We start from the raw sequence: 18,608 nt of genomic DNA, 5'->3' as shown, positions 1-18,608 counted from the left end.
GGCCCGTCCGAACGGGCCCGACCGTTCGGCGCACCGCCCGTCCGACCGGGGCCCAGCCGCCCGGCGCGCGGCCCGTCCGACCGGGCCCGGGTCGGCGCGCCGGGGGCGTCCGGCCCGGCGTCGCCGCGGTTCAGGCCCGGCGCGGGCGGCCCCGGCGCGGCGGCACCGGGCCCCTGGGGCACGCGGCCGGTGGCCGGGGTGGCCGGCCGGCCACCTCGATCCGCGGGGTCCGGTCCGCCGGGAGATGGTCGAACTTCGCGACCACCACCACGTCGACCTTCCCGTCGACCATCATCTGCCGCACCTCGTCCCACGGCGCCGTGGTGATGATCCCGAGCAGGTCGTAGCGGCATCGCCGGGCGTGGTCCAGGCAGGCCATCAGGTGGGGTTCGATGGGGTCCACCTGGACCGGGATCCAGATGGCGGCAACGGGGCGTGACAGTGAACTCACCATCCGTACTCTTCTCCGGATGCAAGTTGCAGATCAACCTCCCGCCGTCCGGGTTCGCATATGCCGAACGATCGATTGGCGGGATTGCCTCGGGGCACCCGGGCCCCGACCGCCACCCCGGCCACCGGGCGCGCCCGGCCGCCGCGCCGATCATCCGGTCAGCCGCCCGCCGGCCGGCCACGCCGCCCGCCGAGGTGCTCGTCGAGGCGGCTCTCCACGCCCTTGAGCCGGCGTTCCGCGTCGTTGACCGCGTCCCGCAGCGTCCCGCGTCCGTCCGGGTGCAACTCCACCTCGATCCGCCGCAGCCGCTCCGGCACCCCCGGTACGGCCTCCCGGCCCGGTCGGGCGGGCACCCCGTACCAGTCCTGCCGGAACTCCTCGTTCTGCCGGGCCAGCCGGCGCAGCGGCCGGCTCACCGCCACGGCCAGGGTCAGCGCGCTGAGGATGGACCCCGACACCACGCCGACCGCCGCCCACTGCTCCAGGGTCACGGCGACCACCCCGCGACCCGCCGCCCGGCGGGGACACACCCCCGGTGGGTGACGTCCGGTGTGGTGCCGCGCTTCTTCGGTGCCGTACCCACGGCCAGGTCCTCCCGAGTCCGGTCCGGGCCCCCGTGCCGGGCCCGCGCGGCGCCGGCCGGGGGCGACCGGTGCTGATGAACGTGCCGGTTCGCATCGTGCGCCCGCGCCGCGTCGCGGGGCATCCCCCGTCCAGCAGGACGAACGGCACGGGGCGGACCGCCGCTCGGGCGTCCGGACGAGGTCGACCGGGCGGCCCCGGCCGGGGTCGGCCGTTCGACCGAGCCGCCCGGCGCGGGCGTCCGGGCGTCACCCGTTCAGGGGAGTGAGATGCCCGACCGGGTCAGCGTCCCGAACGATCGTTCGGTCACACTGGCGCCATGGCTGAGAACTCCCGCGTCGAATCCGTTCCCGACCACGTCAGCGACATCGGCCTGCGCCGCATCGACCATGTCGGGATCGCCGTGCCCGACCTCGACGCCGCGATCGACTTCTACCAGCGCACCTTCGGCATGCGCTGCGTGCACACCGAGACGAACGAGGAGCAGGGCGTCCGCGAGGCCATGCTCGCGGTCGGCCCGGACGCCGGGGGCGGCCTGGTGCAGCTGCTGGCGCCGCTGTCGCCCGACTCGACGATCGGCAAGTTCCTGGACCGGCGCGGCCCGGGGATCCAGCAGGTCGCGTACACCGTGGCGGACATCGACGCGGCGTGCGCGGCGCTGCGCGAGCGCGGCGTGCGGCTGCTCTACGAGACCCCGCGGCGGGGCACCTCGGACTCGCGGGTGAACTTCGTGCACCCGAAGGACGCCGGCGGCGTGCTGATCGAACTCGTCCAGCCGGCCTGAGCCGGCCGGACCGGGTCCCGCCCGGCCGGCGCCGGTCGGGCGGGAGCCGTCCTGATCCCTGGGACAAGGCGCGGCAGTGCGCGGTTGCGCGTTCCCACGGACACCTCCACGCATCGGCGGATGCAGTTTTTCACACAGCACTTCCGACCCTAGCTACCGTTCAGTAACGTCCGGCTGCACAGGAGTGCGACCGGTGCCGGATGTGTCGATTGCCGACATGGCGGTCCCGTCGCACCGGCGCCGACGATGGCAGCACCCCTGCCCGCCCGGTGCGGGTGCGCAACGAACGGGAGGTCACCGTGCAGGACATCCTTGACGCGATCATGGCGGCGGAAGGCTCCGCGCAGCCGGAGCGGGAACTCGCCGGCCTCGCCGGCCTGCCGGTCCCGGAGAGCTACCGGGGTGTGGTGGTGCGGGCCGAGGACACCCGGATGTTCGAGGGCATGGCCACCCGGGACAAGGACCCCCGCAAGGCGCTGCACGTCCAGGAGGTGCCCACTCCCGAGCTGGGCCCGGGCGAGGCGCTGGTCGCCGTGATGGCCAGCGCCATCAACTACAACACCGTGTGGACCAGCATCTTCGAGCCGCTGCCCACCTTCAAGTTCCTCCAGCGCTACGGCCGGCTCTCCGAGCTGACCCGCCGGCACGACCTGCCGTACCACGTGGTCGGCTCGGACGCGGCCGGCGTGGTGCTGCGCACCGGACCGGGGGTGACCAAGTGGAAGGCCGGCGACGAGGTGGTCGCGCACTGCCTGTCGGTGGAGCTGGAGGACGCCGCCGGCCACGACGACACCATGCTCGACCCGCAGCAACGGATCTGGGGCTTCGAGACCAACTTCGGCGGCCTGGCCGAGCTGGCCGTGGTCAAGGCCAACCAGCTGATGCCGAAGCCGCGCCACCTGAGCTGGGAGGAGGCGGCCAGCCCCGGGCTGGTCAACTCCACCGCGTACCGGCAGCTCGTCTCGCACCACGGGGCGAACATGAAGCAGGGCGACGTGGTGCTGATCTGGGGCGCGTCCGGCGGCCTCGGCGGGTACGCCACCCAGATGGCACTGGGCGGCGGCGCCATCCCGGTCTGCGTGGTCTCCTCGCCGGAGAAGGCCGAGCTGTGCCGGAAGATGGGCGCCGAACTGGTCATCGACCGCACCGCCGAGGGCTTCCGGTTCTGGAAGGACGAGCAGACCCAGGACCAGGACGAGTGGCGCCGCTTCGGTGAGCGGATCCGCGAGCTGACCGGCGGCGAGGACCCGGACATCGTCTTCGAGCACCCGGGCCGGGAGACCTTCGGCGCCAGCGTCTACGTCGCCAAGAAGGGCGGCACCATCGTCACCTGCGCCTCCACCAGCGGCTACCTGCACCAGTACGACAACCGCTACCTGTGGATGCACCTGAAGCGGATCGTCGGCAGCCACTTCGCCAACTACCACGAGGCCTGGCAGGCCAACCGGCTGGTGGCGCTCGGCAAGGTGCACCCGACCGTGTCGAAGACCTACCCGCTGGAGCAGACCGGCCAGGCCGCGTACGAGGTGCACCGCAACGCCCACCAGGGCAAGGTCGGGGTGCGCTGCCTCGCGCCGTCGGACGGGCTGGGCGTGCGCGACGCCGCGCTGCGGGCCCGGCACGAAACGGCGATCAACCGGTTCCGCGGGCACTGACCCGTTCGGCTGATCGGGCCGCACCAAAGCGCGGAGGAGGGCTTGCCTTTCCAGCGCCGGGCACACCATTCGATTGCCGTACGACAAAGGGCCGCGGGCGACCACCCGCGGCCCTTTTTCCGGCCCGCCTCGACTGCCGCCCGACCCGCCCGGGACCTGCCAAGATCGCCGTTTGGTCCGGTCCCACCGGGTCACCCGAGTTGACCATGTAATGAGGACATGAAAGGTGCGGACCGCTCTTGCGGAGCACCCTGGGGCGTCTGCCAGTATGTCCCAATGCCCCAGCAGCAGTCCTCCCCTCTTGCGTTCTTCGATAACGCGAACTCACAGCCCGATTTCACCGTTGGCCTGCGTGGATACAACACCGGGCAGGTCGACGACTTCATCGGCCGGCTGACCGCCGCCCTGACCCAGTCCGAGCAGGCCCGCGCCGAGGCCGAGCAGCGGATGAACGACGCCCAGCGCCGGCTCCGGCAGGCCGAGCAGCGCCAGAGCTCGCTGGAGCAGAAGCTCACCGAGACCAACAAGCAGCTCGAGGAGAACAGCCGGCCGACCCTCTCCGGCCTGGGCACCCGCGTCGAGCAGATCCTCCGGCTGGCCGAGGAGCAGGCCAACGACCACCGCAACGAGGCCAAGCGCGAGTCGGAGGGCATCCTCTCCGCCGCCCGCCTCGAGGCCCGGGAGATCACCGACAAGGCGCGCGCCGAGGCGGCCGCCATGAAGGCCAGCGCCGAGCGGGAGGCGGGCAACGTCCGCACCGCCGCCGAGCGCGAGGCCGCCGAGGTCCGGGTGCAGGCCCGGCGCGAGGCCGACACCCTGCGCGCCGACGCCGACCGGGAGACCAAGCAGCTGCGTACGGTCACCGCGCACGAGGTGGCCGAGCTGAAGTCCACCGTCGAGCGCGAGGTCGCCACCCTGCGGGCCACTGCCGAGCGGGAGATCACCCAGCAGCGGGCGAAGGCCGCCCGGGAGGCCGAGGAGAAGCGGGCCGAGGCGACCAAGCTGCTCACCGACGCGCGGGACAAGCGCGACAAGGACCTCCAGGCGCTGGAGCTGCAGCTCGCCGAGCGGCGCGAGAAGGCGGAGCGCGAGGAGTCGGAGCGGCACGCCGCGCAGGTCGCCCAGACCCAGAAGCTGGTCAGCGAGGCCGAGCAGCGGGCCCGGGCCGCGCAGGAGCGGGCCAAGGAGATCGAGCAGCGGGCCGAGGCCCGGCGGGTCGAGTCGGAGCGCACCGCCAACGAGACCGTCGACAAGGCCAAGGCGCTGGCCGACAAGACGCTCAACGAGGCGCGCGCCGAGGCGCAGCGGGTGCTCAGCGAGGCCCGCACCGAGGCGGAGCTGACCACGCAGGCGGCCCGCCGCGAGGTCGAGGACCTCACCCGGCAGAAGGACGCGGTCACCTCCCAGCTCGGCCAGATGCTCTCCGGCCTGGCCGGCATCGTGCCGGGCGTGCCGGCGGCCGCCGCCAAGCCGGAGGCGGCCAAGGACGCGGGCTCCGAGAAGAAGGTCACGGCCGAGTCGGCCAGCTGAGCAACATCCGCATCGGGGCATGAACCGCGGCGCGGGGTGACACCGGGTGACCGGTGCCGCCCCGCGCCGTCATGCTTTCCCGCCCGTTTCGCCACGTCAGTGAAGTAGCTCCCAACAGGGGCGTCCGTATCGCCCCAGCAGAGCCGGATGCGTGTGAGGATGGGGGCATGTCGCACGGCGAGGAACTGTTCGCTCTCGGCGGGGACGTGACCACGGAGCCCAGCTTCGAGTCCGCGCTCCGGGGTTACGACAAACGACAGGTCGACCGGTACGTCGCTCGTGCCGAGCACGAGATCGCGGCGCTGACGGGCGAACGGGAGCAGGCGTACACCCAGATCCACAAGTTGGCCGGCCAGGTCGAGGTGCTGCAACGCGACCTCGCCCAGGTGCGCAAACAGGTGGGCGTGGTGGACCGGGCCTCGTTCCGGCACCTGGGGCCCCGGGTCGAGCAGATCCTCACCATGGCCGAGGAACAGGCCGACGAGATCCTCGCCGCCGCCAACGAGGAGATCGAGGCCCGGCGCGCGACCGCCGAGCACATCATCGAGGAGGCGCGGGAGCAGGCCGCCCAGGCGCTCAAGGACTTCGAGATCGCCCTCGCCGCCCGGCGGGCCGAGGAGGAGCGGCACACCGCCGCCCGGAAGGCCGAGGCGGAGGCCGCGCTCAAGGCGGCCACCGACGAGGCCGAGCGGCTGCGCCGTACCGCGCAGGAGGCGCTCGCCACGGCGCAGCAGGAGGCGACCCAGCTCCGGGACACCGCCAAGGAGATCCACACCCGGGCCCAGCAGGAGTCGACCCGGCTGCGCGAGACGGCCAAGGAGGCCGTGGCCAAGGCCCAGCAGGAGGCCAACCAGCTCCGCGAGGCGGCCAAGGAGGTGCACGCCAAGGCGCAGCAGGAGGCCAAGCGGCTCACCGAGGCGGCGGCCGAGGCCGGCCGGGCCACCCACGCCAAGGCGCTCACCGACGCCAAGAAGATCGTCGACGACGCGGAAGAGGCCGCGAAGGCGACCCGCGGCCGGGCGCGCACCGAGGCGAACCGGCTCACCAGCGAGGCCGCCGAGGCCGGCAAGCGCAACCGCGCCGAGGTCGAGGCGTACGTGCAGCGGATGCGCAGCGAGACCGAGGCGTACGTCCAGCAGGCCCGGACCCAGACCCAGCAGGAGCTGGGCACCTGGCGGGCCGGGGTGGAGAAGGAGGTCAAGGCCCGGCGGGACGCCGCCGACAAGGAGCTGGCCCAGCGCCGCGCCGCCGCCGAGCAGGAGTACGCCAAGCACCGCGACGAGCTGGACAAGCAGCACCGCCGGCGGACCGAGGAGCTGGAGCAGGGGTACACCGCCCGCCGTCAGGAGATCGAGCAGGCCGCGACCGGCGTGCGCGAGGCCGCCGAGCGGGACGCGCTGACCATGCGCCAGCGGGCCGAGGAGGAGGCCGCCGAGCTGCTGCGGCGGGCCGAGGAGGAGGCCGGCGACAAGCGCCGCAAGGCCGACGAGCACGTGGCCGCCTCCCGCCGCCAGTTCGAGGAGTACGCGGCCACCACGCAGCAGCACCTGGCCACCACCCAGCAGCACCTCGCCGCCACCCAGCAGGAGGTGGCGGCCGGCCGGCAACAGCTCGCCGAGGTGATGCTGGAGATCGCCACCGCCCAGCAGGAGCTCGCCGACCTGCGTACCGAGACCTGGTCGTTGCGGCAGGAGTCCGACGACCTCCAGCGGCGCCTCGCCGAGCTGCGGCTGTCGGCGGACTCCGCCGGCCTCGCCACCACCCCGGTCGACCCGGACGAGCTGGCGGCCGCCGCCGGCGGCGACGAGGACGGCGGCGCACCGGCGGGCGACCGGGCCGGCGCGACCGTCCCGGCCAAGGGCGGCGCGGCCGCCTCCCCCAACGGCGGCCGCGCGGCCCCGGAGTCGGGGAAGCCGGCGGAGGGCGGCACGACCCGCCCGGTCGCCGAGCCGGTCACCACCGTGGACGGTTCCGCCGCCAGCGCCGGGGTGGACGGCGAGCCGACCGTGGCCGCGGTGCCCGGCGAGGCCGGCCGGGGCGCCACCCCCACGAAGATCACCAGCACCGGCGAGAACGGCAAGCGGCCGAGCAAGCCGACCACCGACGAGCGCAGCGCCAAGCCGAGCACCGTCACCGTCGACAAGGACTGACCGCCCCCGGCGACCCGGCCGGCGTCGCTGCCGCCACCCGTCGGCGTCGCTGCCGCCACCCACCGGTCCCGGCGCGCAGCACGGGCGGGGGATGGCCGGGCCGCCCCGCCGGCCGCTAACCTGCGGGCAGGGATCGCGCCGCGGAATCCGCGCGGTCCGTCACAGGTCGCTCCGCCGGGAGCGGGAGCCGGGAGGAAGCGGGTGTCGCAGCAGGGGTCCACCGGCCCGGGCGACGACGACCCGTCCCGGGCGGCCCGCGCCGACCCCGTCGACGATCGCACGGAGCCGACCCCCGCCACCGAGCCGACCCGCGCCACCGGACCGGCCGGCGCGGGCGCGGTGGCCGACCTGGTGCCGGAGACCGAGCCCACCGAGTTCGAGCCAAGTGGCCGGTTCGGCGTGCCCGGCAAGCCGCTGCGCCGCAGCAGCTTCCTCGTCGGCTTCACCGGCGCGCTGGGCGTGCTGCTGGCGTACGCGCTCTTCCTGGGCATCCGCAACTCCGCCGGCATCCTGGTGCTGGTGGTGATCGCGCTCTTCCTCGCCGTCGGGCTGCACCCGGCGGTGGTCCGGCTGCGCGGCTGGGGCCTGCCGCACGGGCTGGCCGTGGCCGTGGTGACGCTCGCCGTGGTGCTGCTGATCGTGGGCGGCCTGCTGGCGCTGGTGCCGCCGGTGGTGACCCAGTCCGGGCAGTTCATCCAGCACCTGCCCGAATACGTCGAGGACCTGCGCCGCAACCCCACCGTCAACGACCTCGTCGAGCGGTACGACGTGGTGCAGCGGGTCCAGTCGGCGGCCAACGCGGACACCGTCGGCCGGGCGCTCGGCGGCGTGCTGGGCGGGGCACAGCTGATCTTCGGCACCATCTTCCGGGTGCTGACCGTGCTCGTGCTGACCATCTACTTTCTGGCCTACTTCAACAAGCTGCGCGACCTCGGGTACGCGCTGGTGCCCCACTCGCGGCGGGAGCGGGTGCGGCTGATCGGCGACGAGATCCTGACCCGGGTCGGCGCCTACATGGTGGGTGCGCTGACCATCGCGGTGCTGGCCGGCGCGAGCACCTTCGTCTTCGCGCTGATCGTCGGCCTGCCGTACCCGTTCGCGCTGGCCGTGGTGGTCGCGGTGACCGACCTGATCCCGCAGATCGGGGCGACCCTGGGCGCGGTCGTGGTGACCCTGGTCGGCCTCGCCACCGACCTGCCGATCGGCATCGCCTGCCTGGTCTTCTTCCTGGTCTACCAGCAGGTGGAGAACTACCTGATCTACCCGAAGATCATGCGTCGGGCGGTCTCCGTCAACGAGGTGGCGGCGCTGCTCGGCGCGCTGCTCGGGGTGTCGCTGCTCGGCGTGGTCGGCGCGCTGCTCGCCATTCCGATGGTGGCGGCCCTCCAGCTCATCCTCCGCGAGGTGGTCCTGCCCCGGCAGGAATCCCGCTGACCGGCCCGCCGGCCGGCGCGCCCCGGACGGATCCGCGCTACTCCGCGCGGCGCTGGGCGGGCCCCGGGACCGGGGTGTCCGAGAACGCGGCCACCGTGCGGTCGGCGTACGCGCTGACGTCGCCGGTCTCCATCGGGCCGTCCCAGGTGGTCGGCAGCGGCAGCGGCACGGCCGGGTTGACCCGGCGGACGATCTCGTTCAGCGCGGTCTCCGCGTCACCGACCCAGAGGTGCTTGGCGCCGGGCACCCCGACCACCTCGGCCTGCGGCACGGCCGCGAAGCGCCGCCGGGCCTCCTCGGGGCGCAGGTAGTCGTCGAACTCGGGCACCAGGGCGGTGAGCGGGCGGCCCGACTCGGCCCAGACGGTCAGGTCCTCGGGCTGGGAGAAGCGCAGCGGCGGGGAGAGCAGGATGGCGCCGGCGATCGCCGGGTCGCAGCCGTACTTCAGCGCCAGGTCGGTGCCGAACGACCAACCGACCAGCCAGATGTCCGGCAGCTCGTGGAACTCGGCGTACTCGATGGCGGCGGCCACGTCGAAGCGCTCGCCGACCGCGTTGTCGAACGCGCCCTCGCTGGTGCCCCGGACGCTGCTGGTGCCCCGGGTGTTGAACCGGAGCACCGCCAGGTCGGCCAGGGCGGGCAGCCGCCACGCCGCCTTGCGGAACACGTGGCTGTCCATCATCCCGCCGTGGGTGGGCAGCGGGTGCAGGCAGACCAGGGTCGCGACCGGCTCCCGGTCCAGCGGCCGGGCCAGCTCGCCGACCAGCCGCAGCCCGTCGGCGGTGTGCAGCTCGATGTCCTCCCGCCGGCCGGGCAGGATCGACGACGCACGGATCGCGGTGCTCACCGCCCCAGTCTCCCGCGCCGCCGCCCGCGCCGCCCGCCGGGGCGCAAACAGGGTGATCCAGATCGCTCAGCCGTGGCGGGGGGCGCCGCGGCCGCGCTGCAGGTTCGGCCCGCGCCGGTCCCGGGCCCGCCAGCAGCCGCTGTGCCAGTGCCGCCGGTCGGTCAGGTCGCCCCGCCCGTCGGCCGGCCACGCCACCAGGTGCGCCACGCCCGGGCGGATCTCCTGGTCACAGCCGGGACAGCGGTACGTCTTGACCGACGCCCCACCGCTGATCCCGCGTACCTGCCACTCGCCGTCGCGCCACTGCTGGACGGTCGGCACGCCCTGGCGTGCCCGCTCGGAGTCCAGCTGGGTGGTCTCGTCCCGGCGGGGACGGTTGCGACGGGGGCTCACGGTCACCAAGCGTACGGTCCGCCGGCCGGGCCGGCCCAGGTCGGGCGGCCCGGCCGGCGGATCTCACCGCCAGGTCTCCGGGTCGGTCAGGTCCTTCGGCACCTGCGCCCCGGCCAGCACGGTCGTCGCCTCGGCCTCGGTGAAGCCGGGGCCCTCGGGCGGTTCCGTCCCGGGGTACGGCCAACCGAAGTCGGCGGTCAGGTGGGCCCTCGGGATGTCGAGCCGGTCCAGCTTCGTCCCGTCCGGGTACAGGTAGGCGGGGTGCCCGGCCACGGTGCGGTTGCCCTGGTCCCGCGTGATCGCGATCTCCGACCCGTAGACCAACCGCACCCACATCGTCGCCGACGGCTCGCGGACGAGGGTCAGCTCGACGTTGAGGCCCTTCGGGAACGCCGTGACCTCGACGGAGCAGGTGGCCACCCTCGTGCCCTCGGGCAGCTTCGTCAGCCGCAGCGGACCCGCGCACCGGCGTGCCTCGTCCCAGCGGACGGCCTCCACGGCCGCGGACAGCGCGCCCTGGTCGCCGCCGAGCGTGCTGGCCCGGGCGTACAGACCGGGGACGGGCTCCCAGGCCTTGAGCAGCCCGCCGGAGGTGCCCGGGACCGGCCGTATGGTGCCGTCGACGGCGGCCCCGGTCGCCACCGCCTGGGCGGGGAAACCGTCGATCGGCATTTCCTTGATCACCTGGGCGGAGTGGGACACCTCGACCAGGACCGGCTGCCCGCCCCCGACGCTGAACCGGATCGACTCGACCTGGGGCGCTCCGTACACGGCCCAGCGCAGGTACCGGGCCCGGCCGGGGTCCAGCCCGAAGTGCAGTGTCGACGAATCGGAGCCGACCAGGTCGGGGCGCTCGGCCGCGCCGGGCACCCCGTCGGCGCGGGGCGGCACCGGCGCGGCGACGGTCGGCGTGGACGCCACCCAGGGCAGCCGCCCGGACAGCCCACCGAGGTCCGTGCCGGTCACCCCGACGAAGCCGAGCACCCCGACCAGGGCCAGGGCGGTGCCGGTGGCGGCCCGTCGGCGTACCTGCCGACGTCGGCCGAGCGTGCGGGACGCCCTCAGCAGCCGGTGGGTGTCGGTCTCCCCCTCGGCGTGCTCCCGCAGCACCGAGGTGATCCGCTGGTCGAGGTCGGTCACGGCCGGCTCCCGTTGGTCGTCGGGACGCCGCAGCGCTCCCGAAGGTGGGCGAGCGCCCGCATCGCGTGGGTGCGGACGGTGACCGGCGAGCAGTCGAGGATCTGGGCGATGGTGGCGTCGTCCAGGTCCTCGTAGTAACGCAGCACCAGCACGGCGCGCTGGCGGTCTGGCAGGGCGAGGATCAGCCGCCACATCGCGTCCCGGTCGGCCGCCTCCCCGCTGAGGTCGCCCCGGTGGGCCCGCTCGCCGAAGGTGTCCACGGCCAGCTCGCGGCTGGACCGCCGGCGCCACCACGAGTTGTTGGCGTTGATCAGCATCCGGCGCACGTACACGTCGGGCCGGTCGGCCCGGGCGATCTTCCGCCAGTGCACGTATGCGCGCGCCAGCACGTCCTGGGTCAGGTCCTCGGCGCGGTGCTCGTCGCCGGTCAGCAGCCGGGCCAGGCGCAACAGGGCCGGGCCGCGGCTGCCGACGTACTCCTCGAAGGTCACACCCTCAAGACGCCGTCACCGGAGGCCGGTGTTGACCCGGATCAGCGATTGGTGTGGTCGCGGAACCCGCGGCCGCTCTTGCGGCCCAGGTAACCCGCGGTGACCAGGTGCTCCAGCAGCGGCGCGGGGGCGAACCCGGGCTCGCGCAGCTCCAGGTAGAGCTCCCGCTGGATGGCCAGCGAGACGTCCAGCCCGACCACGTCCAGCAGCTGGAACGGGCCCATCGGGTAGCCGCAGCCGAGCTTCATCGCGTGGTCGATGTCGTCGGCCGTCGAGTAGCTGGCCTCCAGCATCTTCACCGCGTCGTTGAGGTACGGGAAGAGCAGCGCGTTGACGATGAAGCCGGACCGGTCGCCGCAGACCACGCCGGTCTTGCCGAGCCCCGCGCAGACCGCCCGGGCGGTGGCCGTGGTCTCCGCCGAGGTGCGGATGGTCTGCACGATCTCCACCAGCGGCATGATCGGCGCCGGGTTGAAGAAGTGCAGTCCGATCACGTCGGCCGGGCGGTGGGTGGCCATCGCCACGTCGATCACCGGCAGCGACGAGGTGGTGGTGGCCAGCACGACGCCCGGCTTGCAGATCTCGTCGAGGCTGGCGAACAGCGCCTTCTTGACGCTCAGCTCCTCGACCACCGCCTCCACCACGAGGTCGACGTCGACCAGGTGCTCCAGGGTCGCCGACCAGGTGACCCGGCCCAGCGCCGCGTCCCGGTCGGCCTCGCTGAGCTTGCCCCGCACCACGCCCTTGTTCAGCGAGGTCTTCACCGCCTCGCAGACCTTCGCGGACTTCTCCGCGCCCCGGGTCACCGAGACGACCTCGTACCCGGCCTTGGCGAAGACCTCGATGATGCCGGTGGCCATGGTGCCGGAGCCGACCACGCCGACCTTCGCGATGGCCCGGGCGCCGTCGGCGAGCGCGGCGCCCGTGCTCACCGGCGTGTGCTCGTCGGGTACGACCACCGGGGAGCCCGGCCGCTCGTAGGTGTAGAAGCCGCGGCCGGACTTCCGGCCGAGCAGCCCGGCGGTGACCATCTGCTTGATCAGCGGCACCGGGGCGTGCCGGCGGTCCCGGCCGCCGCGCCGGTACATGGTGTCCAGGATCTCGTACGCGGTGTCCAGGCCGATCAGGTCCATCAGCGCGAGCGGGCCCATCGGCAGGCCACAGCCCAGCTTCATGGCGGCGTCGATGTCCTCGCGGGTGGCGTACCGCGCCTCGAACATGCTCACCGCGTGGTTCAGGTAACCGAAGAGCAGCGCGTTGGCGATGAAGCCGGCCCGGTCGCTGATGGTCACGTCGACCTTGCCGAGCCGCTCGCAGAGCGCCTCCACGTCGGCCACCACGTCCGCCGAGGTGACCACGGTGCGGACCACCTCGACCAGCTTCATCACCGGTGCCGGGTTGAAGAAGTGGATGCCGATCACCTGATTGGGGCGGGTGGTGGCCACGGAGATCTCGGTGACGCTCAGGGACGAGGTGTTGGTGGCGAGGATCGCCTCGGGCTTGCAGACCCGGTCCAGCTCGGCGAAGATCCGCTGCTTCAGATCCAGGTGCTCGGGGACCGCCTCGACGACCAGGTCCACCGAGTGCAGCGCGTCCAGCCCGACCTGGAAGTCGACCCGGCTCAGCAGCGCGTCCCGGTCCGCCTCGGCCAGCTTGCCCTTGGCCACGGCGCGGTCCGTCGAGCCGGTCAGGGTGGCCCGGCCGCGCTCCAGGGCGGTCGGGGAGATCTCCACCGCCACCACGTCGATGCCGTTACGGGCGAACACCTCGACGATGCCGGCACCCATGGTGCCCAGACCCACCACACCCACACTGGTGAACTCGCGCGCCACGACCGGCCTCCCCTGGTTGACTCCGCCGCTGTCGACATGAACGGCCGCTAAGGTTATGCGCCGGAGTCTGCCACGTGACGCTGTGTTGTCGAGACGCGGTGGGATATTTCACGCACCACGCCTCACCCGGCGGCGTTCTCCCCGGCCAGCGCCAGCAGCTCGGCGACGAACTCGGCCGGCCGCTCCAGGTGCGGGCTGTGCCCGCAGCCCGGCAGCACCACCTCCCGGTACGTCCCGCCGGCCGCCGCGTACCGGTCCAGCACCGCCCGGGTCTGCCCGACCATCGGCTGCGGCGGGCACTCCCGCGCGCCGGGCCAGCCGGGCAGCACGCCGAGCTGACCGAGGTACGCCAGGTCGAACAGCGAGGTGTCCGAGACGATCACGTCGGCGTCGCCGCGTACCCAGGTCACCGGCGGCTTGGCCGCGACGGCGACCAGCTCGTCGGCGAGCCGGAAGTGGGCCGGGGCCAGCGCGTTGAGCACGCCGCGCCGCCCCGCCGCGGTGCCCGGCCAGTGCGCCGAGGTGACCGCCGTGCCCGGGTAGTTGTCGTCCCCGGTGGCGGTGGTCAGCATGCTCTCCAGCAGCAGGTCCTCGTCCGCGCCCAGCGACGCCGGGTCGGCCACGTACGCCGAGCGCAGCACGTTGCGCGGGCTGGTCGGGCCGTCCGCGCCCCGGTCCTGCGCGGCGAGGCGGGCCACGAAGTCCGCGTTCGCGCCGCCCGCACCGGTGCCGGCGAAGTCGGGCGTGGTCGGCGTGCCGTCGAGGTCGCGGGTGCCGCCGAAGCCGTACGGCGAGACCGGCGCCTCCAGCAGCAGCCCGGCGACCCGCTCCGGCTGGTCGACGAGCAGCCGCATGGCCACGCCGCCGCCGAGCGAATGCCCCACCACCACCGGCCGGGCACCGGGCCGGAACAGCCCGGGAACGTCGAGCAGGGCGGCCACGTCGTCGGCGAAGTCGGTCAGGCCGCGGGCGGCGTCCACCGGGGCGCGGTCGGTCTCGCCGTACCCGCGCAGGTCCGGCGCGACCACCCGGAGAGTGTCCGGCAGCCGGCGCAGCAGCGGCTCCCAGAACGCCGACGACGAGACGTTGCCGTGCACGAGCAGCACCGGCACGCCGTCCGGCCGGCCGGCCACCCGGACCGCCTGGGTGATGTCGTTGGCCTGGACCGTCTGCCGTGCGCTCTCCATCCGCGCATGCTGGCACGCCGGCCCGGCCCGGGCCATGTGCCGGACCCCCACCCCGGACGGCCGGCGGGTGTGTCGCGCCGCCCCCGGTCAGCCGTTGAGATCGGCCGCGAGCGGCACGGCGTCGCCGCGCGGCGCGACCGGCTCGGTCGCCTCCACCGCCCGGCGCTGTGCCGGCACCGGCAGCGGCAGGGTGGGCCGGTGGTCGCGGCGCGGCAGCCCGAAGTGCAGCCCCACCGGGTCGGTCCGGGCCACCCCCGGGTCGAAGAAGCGCAACTCGGTGCGGCCGAGCCGGACCAGGTCACCGTCGGCGAGGTGGATCGTGCCGGCGATCCGCTGGTCGTTGCGCCAGCTGCCGTTGGTGGAGCCGAGGTCGGTCAGCGCGACCCCCTCGGCGGTGAGCTGGACCGTGGCGTGCCGGCGGCTGAGGTGCGGGTCGGCCAGCACGATATCGACGGTCGGCGCGCGGCCGATCACCTGCGGGTCCCGCCGGACCCGGAAGCTCAGCCCGCGCATCGCTCCCGCCGCCACGGTCAACAGCGGCATCAACTCCGGGTGCTCCTCCATGGACTTCTCGCCCTCCACCCCCACGATCGCCCTCGCGCCAGCGTGCCACCTCACCGTATCGGTCTCCACCGCCGCCCGGTCAGGCCGATGACCCCGGGTAGTCACCTCCCGTTCGCCGTTCGGGCGGGCGCCCGCGGTGCGCCGGCCCGCTCCCGGACCCCGGCTCCGGCGCCGCCGCCGACACCTACCGGTGAGTAGGGCTCAGGTCTAGACTTCGGCCATGACGGCTGTGCATGTCCCGGGCGCCCCCACCATCTCCGCCGGCGACCTGATCTCCACCAGCCCGGCGACCGGCGCGGAGGCCGGCCGGTTCCCGGTGGCGACCGAGGCGGACGTGCGCGAGGCGGTGCAGCGCGCCCGGACGGCCGGCGAGTGGTGGGCCGGGCTCGGCTTCACCGGCCGGCGGGAACGGCTGCTGCGCTGGCGGGGCGTGCTCGCCCGCCGGATCGAGGAGCTGGCCGAGCTGGTGCACACCGAGGGCGGCAAGCCCGTCGGGGACGCCGTCGTCGAGATCCTCACCGCCCTGGAGCACATCGACTGGGCCGCCCGCAACGCCCGGCGCGTGCTCGGGCCGCGCCGGGTCCGCACCCGGCTGATCCTCGCCGAGTTCACCGGCCACCTCGAATACCAGCCGTACGGGGTGGTCGGCGTGATCGGGCCGTGGAACTACCCCGTCTTCACCCCGATCGGCTCCGCCGCGTACGCCCTGGCCGCCGGCAACGCCGTGGTCTTCAAGCCGAGCGAGTACACCCCCGCCGTCGGGCAGTGGCTGGTGGACCGCTTCGCCGAGGTGGTGCCCGAGCAGCCGGTCTTCCAGGCGGTGCACGGCCTCGGCGACGTGGGCGCCGCACTCTGCCGCTCCGGGGTGGCCAAGCTGGCCTTCACCGGCTCCACCGCCACCGCCCGGAAGGTCATGGCCGCCTGCGCCGAGACGCTCACGCCGGTGCTGCTGGAGGCCGGCGGCAAGGACGCGATGATCGTCGACGCCGACGCCGACCTGGACGCCGCCGCCGAGGCGTGCGTCTGGGGCGCGTTGACCAACGCCGGCCAGACCTGCATCGGCATCGAGCGGGTCTACGCCGTCGACCAGGTCTTCGACGCCTTCGTCGACCGGGTGGTGACGAAGGCCGGCCGGCTCACCGTCGGCCCCGACGGCGCGGACATCGGCCCGATCACCATGCCCTCGCAGGTCGACGTCATCCGCCGGCACATCGAGGACGCCGTCGCCCGCGGCGGCCGGGCGGTGCTCGGCGGCCCCGACGCGGTCCAGCCGCCGTACGTCCACCCGACCGTGCTCGTCGACGTGCCGGAGGACTCCGCCGCCGTACGGGAGGAGACCTTCGGCCCGACGGTGACCGTCAACCGGGTCCGCGACGTGGACGAGGCCGTCGAACGGGCCAACGCGCTGCCGTACGGCCTGGGCGGTTCGGTCTTCGGCCGCAAGCGGGCGGTGGCCGTCGCGCGGCGGCTGCGCTCCGGGATGGCGGCGGTCAACTCGACCCTCACCTTCGCCGGGATGTCCACCCTGCCGTTCGGCGGGGTCGGCGAATCCGGCTTCGGCCGCATCCACGGCGAGGACGGGCTGCGCGAGTTCGGCCGGGCCAAGTCCGTCACCCGCCGCCGGGCCCGCTCGCTGCTGCCGTCGATGACCTTCGAGCGCACCCCGGCGGACGTCGCCCGCCTGGTCAAGGTCGCCAAGCTGATGTACGGCCGGGGCCGCTGACGCCGCCAGCCACGCGGCTCAGCTCGTCGCCCTCAATGCGGCGCGGCTCAGCTCGTCGCCGTCGATGCGGCGCGGCTCAGCTCGTCGCCCTCGGTGGCGGGCTCAGAAGAGGGTCAGCTCGTCGCGCTCGATGCCGCGCAGCTTGTCGTAGTCGACCACCACGCAGCGGATGCCCCGGTCCGTGGCGAGCACCCTCGCCTGCGGCTTGATCTCCTGCGCGGCGAAGACGCCGGCGACCGGGGCGAGCAGCGGATCCCGGTTCATCAGCTCCAGGTAGCGGGTCAACTGCTCCACGCCGTCGATCTCGCCGCGCCGCTTCACCTCGACCGCGACCGCGCCCTGGTTGGCGTCCCGGCAGAGCAGGTCCACCGGCCCGATCGCGGTCATGTACTCCCGCCGGACCAGGGTGAAGCCCTCACCGAGCGTCTGCGGGTTGGCGGCCAGCAACTCCTGCAGATGCGCCTCCACGCCGTCCTTGCGCAGGCCCGGGTCCACCCCCAGCTCGTACGAGGTGTCCTGAAAGATCTCCTCCAGCGTGATCCGCAGTTCCTCGCCGGCCTTGTTGACCACCCGCCACACCCCGGGGGCCTCCTCCAGCCGGCACGGCGGGCTCATCCAGTTCAACGGCTTGTACGCCCGGTCGTCCGCGTGGATCGACACCGAGCCGTCCGCCTTCACCATCAGCAGGCGAGTGGCCAGCGGCAGGTGTGCCGAGAGCCGTCCGACGTAGTCCACCGAGCACTTCGCAATCACCAACCGCACCCGACGAGGGTAGCCGAGCACCCGACCGCCGCCGACGAGCGCCACTGGCGTAGCGGTGCCATATTGAGATCGTGCTCGAAGTCCTCACCGGTTCCGGTCTCGCCGCCTCCGCCGGCCTGAACGCGTACATCCCGCTGCTGCTGATGGGTCTGCTGGCGCGCTACACCGACCTGGTCGACCTGCCCAGCGGCTGGCAGTGGCTGGGCAACGGCTGGGTCGTCCTGATCCTCGCCGTGCTGCTCGCCGTCGAGGTGGTCGCCGACAAGGTCCCGGTCCTGGACCACGCCAACGACGTGGTGCAGACCCTCGTCCGGCCGACCGCCGGCGGCCTGGCCTTCGGCGCCGGCTCCAGCTCCGAGACCGTCACGGTCAGCGACCCGGACACCTTCTTCTCCTCCCACCAGTGGGTGCCGGTCGTGGTCGGCGTACTGATCGCGCTCGGCGTGCACCTGCTCAAGGCCGCCGCCCGCCCGGTCATCAACGCGACCACCGCCGGCTTCGGCGCCCCGATCGCCAGCACCGCCGAGGACGCCACCAGCGCGGTGATGTCCGTGGTGGCGATCCTGCTGCCGGTGCTGGTCCTGGTCTTCCTGCTCGGCTTCGTGTGGTTCCTCTTCTGGTTCCTGCGCCGCCGCCGGGATCGGCGACGCGAGCGCGCCGCGGCGCGGGCCGCAGGGTTCCGGGTCTGATCGGCCCCTGCCGCCGGCAGCCGACTACGGCTGTGGGCCCCGCACGTGAAGACGCCGCTGGCCGGCACCCGGTTCGGGTGCCGGCCAGCGTGTGCTTGGTGCTTGGTGCTTGGTGGTTGGTGGTTGGTGGTCAGCTGTTCCAGTGGTGGGCGACGATGTCGGCGGCCTGCTGCTCCCACTGGGCGTAGGCGTCCGGGTAGGCGGAGACCTGCACGGTCTGGGCGGCCTCGGTCAGCGGCATGTCCTGCCAGCCGTCGACCTGCTTGAGGCCCTTCTCGAACGCCAGCGTCGCGTACTCCGGGTCGGTGATCTGCTCCGGCGTGCCCCAACCCGAGCTCGGGCGCTGCTGGAACAGGCCCAGCGAGTCGTGGTCGTTGCGGTCGCCGAGGTGGCC

Annotated in this window: 17 protein-coding genes and 1 pseudogene; 7 read left to right on the top strand and 11 right to left on the bottom strand. The window is 73.8% G+C overall.

Going from position 1 to position 18,608, the window contains the following annotated elements; all coding sequences use genetic code 11:
- Window positions 1–130: 130 nt before the first annotated feature.
- Complete coding sequence (locus tag AB0I11_RS13140) at window positions 131–451, bottom strand: hypothetical protein (RefSeq protein WP_357318329.1); 321 nt, start codon at window positions 449–451, stop codon at window positions 131–133.
- A 158-nt stretch (window positions 452–609) separates the two neighbouring features.
- Window positions 610–942, bottom strand: a complete 333-nt coding sequence (locus AB0I11_RS13135; RefSeq protein WP_357318326.1) for a hypothetical protein — start codon at window positions 940–942, stop codon at window positions 610–612.
- A gap of 410 nt (window positions 943–1,352) precedes the next feature.
- Between AB0I11_RS13135 and mce the strand changes: the two genes are divergently transcribed.
- From mce to AB0I11_RS13110, 5 genes are all read left to right on the top strand, one after another.
- Window positions 1,353–1,817, top strand: a complete 465-nt coding sequence (gene mce / locus AB0I11_RS13130; protein ID WP_357318323.1) for a methylmalonyl-CoA epimerase — start codon at window positions 1,353–1,355, stop codon at window positions 1,815–1,817.
- 299 nt (window positions 1,818–2,116) lie between these two features.
- Window positions 2,117–3,472 carry a crotonyl-CoA carboxylase/reductase gene (gene ccrA, locus AB0I11_RS13125; RefSeq protein WP_357318319.1) on the top strand — a complete coding sequence of 452 codons (1,356 nt, stop codon included), beginning with the start codon at window positions 2,117–2,119 and terminating at the stop codon, window positions 3,470–3,472.
- Window positions 3,473–3,748: 276 nt separating this feature from the next.
- Window positions 3,749–5,002: a DivIVA domain-containing protein gene (locus AB0I11_RS13120; protein ID WP_357318316.1), complete on the top strand. Its 1,254-nt coding sequence runs from the start codon at window positions 3,749–3,751 to the stop codon at window positions 5,000–5,002.
- A 167-nt stretch (window positions 5,003–5,169) separates the two neighbouring features.
- Window positions 5,170–7,152 carry a hypothetical protein gene (locus AB0I11_RS13115; RefSeq protein WP_357318313.1) on the top strand — a complete coding sequence of 661 codons (1,983 nt, stop codon included), beginning with the start codon at window positions 5,170–5,172 and terminating at the stop codon, window positions 7,150–7,152.
- 339 nt (window positions 7,153–7,491) lie between these two features.
- Window positions 7,492–8,586 (top strand): AI-2E family transporter, encoded by a 1,095-nt coding sequence (locus AB0I11_RS13110; protein ID WP_357318722.1) that lies wholly within the window; start codon window positions 7,492–7,494, stop codon window positions 8,584–8,586.
- 37 nt (window positions 8,587–8,623) lie between these two features.
- Here the strand turns inward: AB0I11_RS13110 and AB0I11_RS13105 are convergent, their stop codons facing one another.
- From AB0I11_RS13105 to AB0I11_RS13075, 7 genes are all read right to left on the bottom strand, one after another.
- Window positions 8,624–9,433 carry an alpha/beta hydrolase gene (locus AB0I11_RS13105; RefSeq protein WP_357318310.1) on the bottom strand — a complete coding sequence of 270 codons (810 nt, stop codon included), beginning with the start codon at window positions 9,431–9,433 and terminating at the stop codon, window positions 8,624–8,626.
- 66 nt (window positions 9,434–9,499) lie between these two features.
- Window positions 9,500–9,826 (bottom strand): hypothetical protein, encoded by a 327-nt coding sequence (locus tag AB0I11_RS13100; RefSeq protein ID WP_357318307.1) that lies wholly within the window; start codon window positions 9,824–9,826, stop codon window positions 9,500–9,502.
- Between the two features lie 63 nt (window positions 9,827–9,889).
- Window positions 9,890–10,966 (bottom strand): hypothetical protein, encoded by a 1,077-nt coding sequence (locus AB0I11_RS13095; protein ID WP_357318304.1) that lies wholly within the window; start codon window positions 10,964–10,966, stop codon window positions 9,890–9,892.
- Window positions 10,963–11,457, bottom strand: a complete 495-nt coding sequence (locus AB0I11_RS13090) for a SigE family RNA polymerase sigma factor (protein WP_357318301.1) — start codon at window positions 11,455–11,457, stop codon at window positions 10,963–10,965. Before AB0I11_RS13090 ends, AB0I11_RS13095 begins: the two co-directional genes overlap by 4 nt.
- Before the next feature lie 41 nt (window positions 11,458–11,498).
- Window positions 11,499–13,289, bottom strand: coding sequence for a 3-hydroxybutyryl-CoA dehydrogenase (locus AB0I11_RS13085; protein WP_357318298.1), 1,791 nt, complete (start codon window positions 13,287–13,289; stop codon window positions 11,499–11,501).
- A 122-nt stretch (window positions 13,290–13,411) separates the two neighbouring features.
- Window positions 13,412–14,476: an alpha/beta hydrolase gene (locus AB0I11_RS13080; RefSeq protein ID WP_357318295.1), complete on the bottom strand. Its 1,065-nt coding sequence runs from the start codon at window positions 14,474–14,476 to the stop codon at window positions 13,412–13,414.
- Window positions 14,477–14,563: 87 nt separating this feature from the next.
- Window positions 14,564–15,094 carry an FHA domain-containing protein gene (locus tag AB0I11_RS13075; RefSeq protein WP_357318292.1) on the bottom strand — a complete coding sequence of 177 codons (531 nt, stop codon included), beginning with the start codon at window positions 15,092–15,094 and terminating at the stop codon, window positions 14,564–14,566.
- 166 nt (window positions 15,095–15,260) lie between these two features.
- Here AB0I11_RS13075 and AB0I11_RS13070 point away from each other — a divergent pair, with 166 nt between their 5' ends.
- Window positions 15,261–16,763: an aldehyde dehydrogenase family protein gene (locus tag AB0I11_RS13070; RefSeq protein WP_357318289.1), complete on the top strand. Its 1,503-nt coding sequence runs from the start codon at window positions 15,261–15,263 to the stop codon at window positions 16,761–16,763.
- Between the two features lie 102 nt (window positions 16,764–16,865).
- Here the strand turns inward: AB0I11_RS13070 and nucS are convergent, their stop codons facing one another.
- Window positions 16,866–17,525: an endonuclease NucS gene (nucS, locus tag AB0I11_RS13065; RefSeq protein ID WP_357318286.1), complete on the bottom strand. Its 660-nt coding sequence runs from the start codon at window positions 17,523–17,525 to the stop codon at window positions 16,866–16,868.
- Between the two features lie 71 nt (window positions 17,526–17,596).
- Here nucS and AB0I11_RS13060 point away from each other — a divergent pair, with 71 nt between their 5' ends.
- A complete protein-coding gene (locus AB0I11_RS13060) occupies window positions 17,597–18,214 on the top strand; it encodes a DUF4126 domain-containing protein (protein ID WP_357318283.1) in 618 nt (205 codons plus the stop codon).
- A 130-nt stretch (window positions 18,215–18,344) separates the two neighbouring features.
- On the opposite strand, the pseudogene AB0I11_RS13055 reads toward AB0I11_RS13060, so the two are convergent.
- Window positions 18,345–18,608, bottom strand: a pseudogene (locus AB0I11_RS13055) (hypothetical protein); the annotation flags it as partial.

It is taken from the genome of Micromonospora sp. NPDC050495 (assembly GCF_040655175.1).
Classification (GTDB): domain Bacteria; phylum Actinomycetota; class Actinomycetes; order Mycobacteriales; family Micromonosporaceae; genus Micromonospora.
Note: the sequence above shows the minus strand (reverse complement) of the source record. Positions and strands in the feature narration are given on the sequence as shown.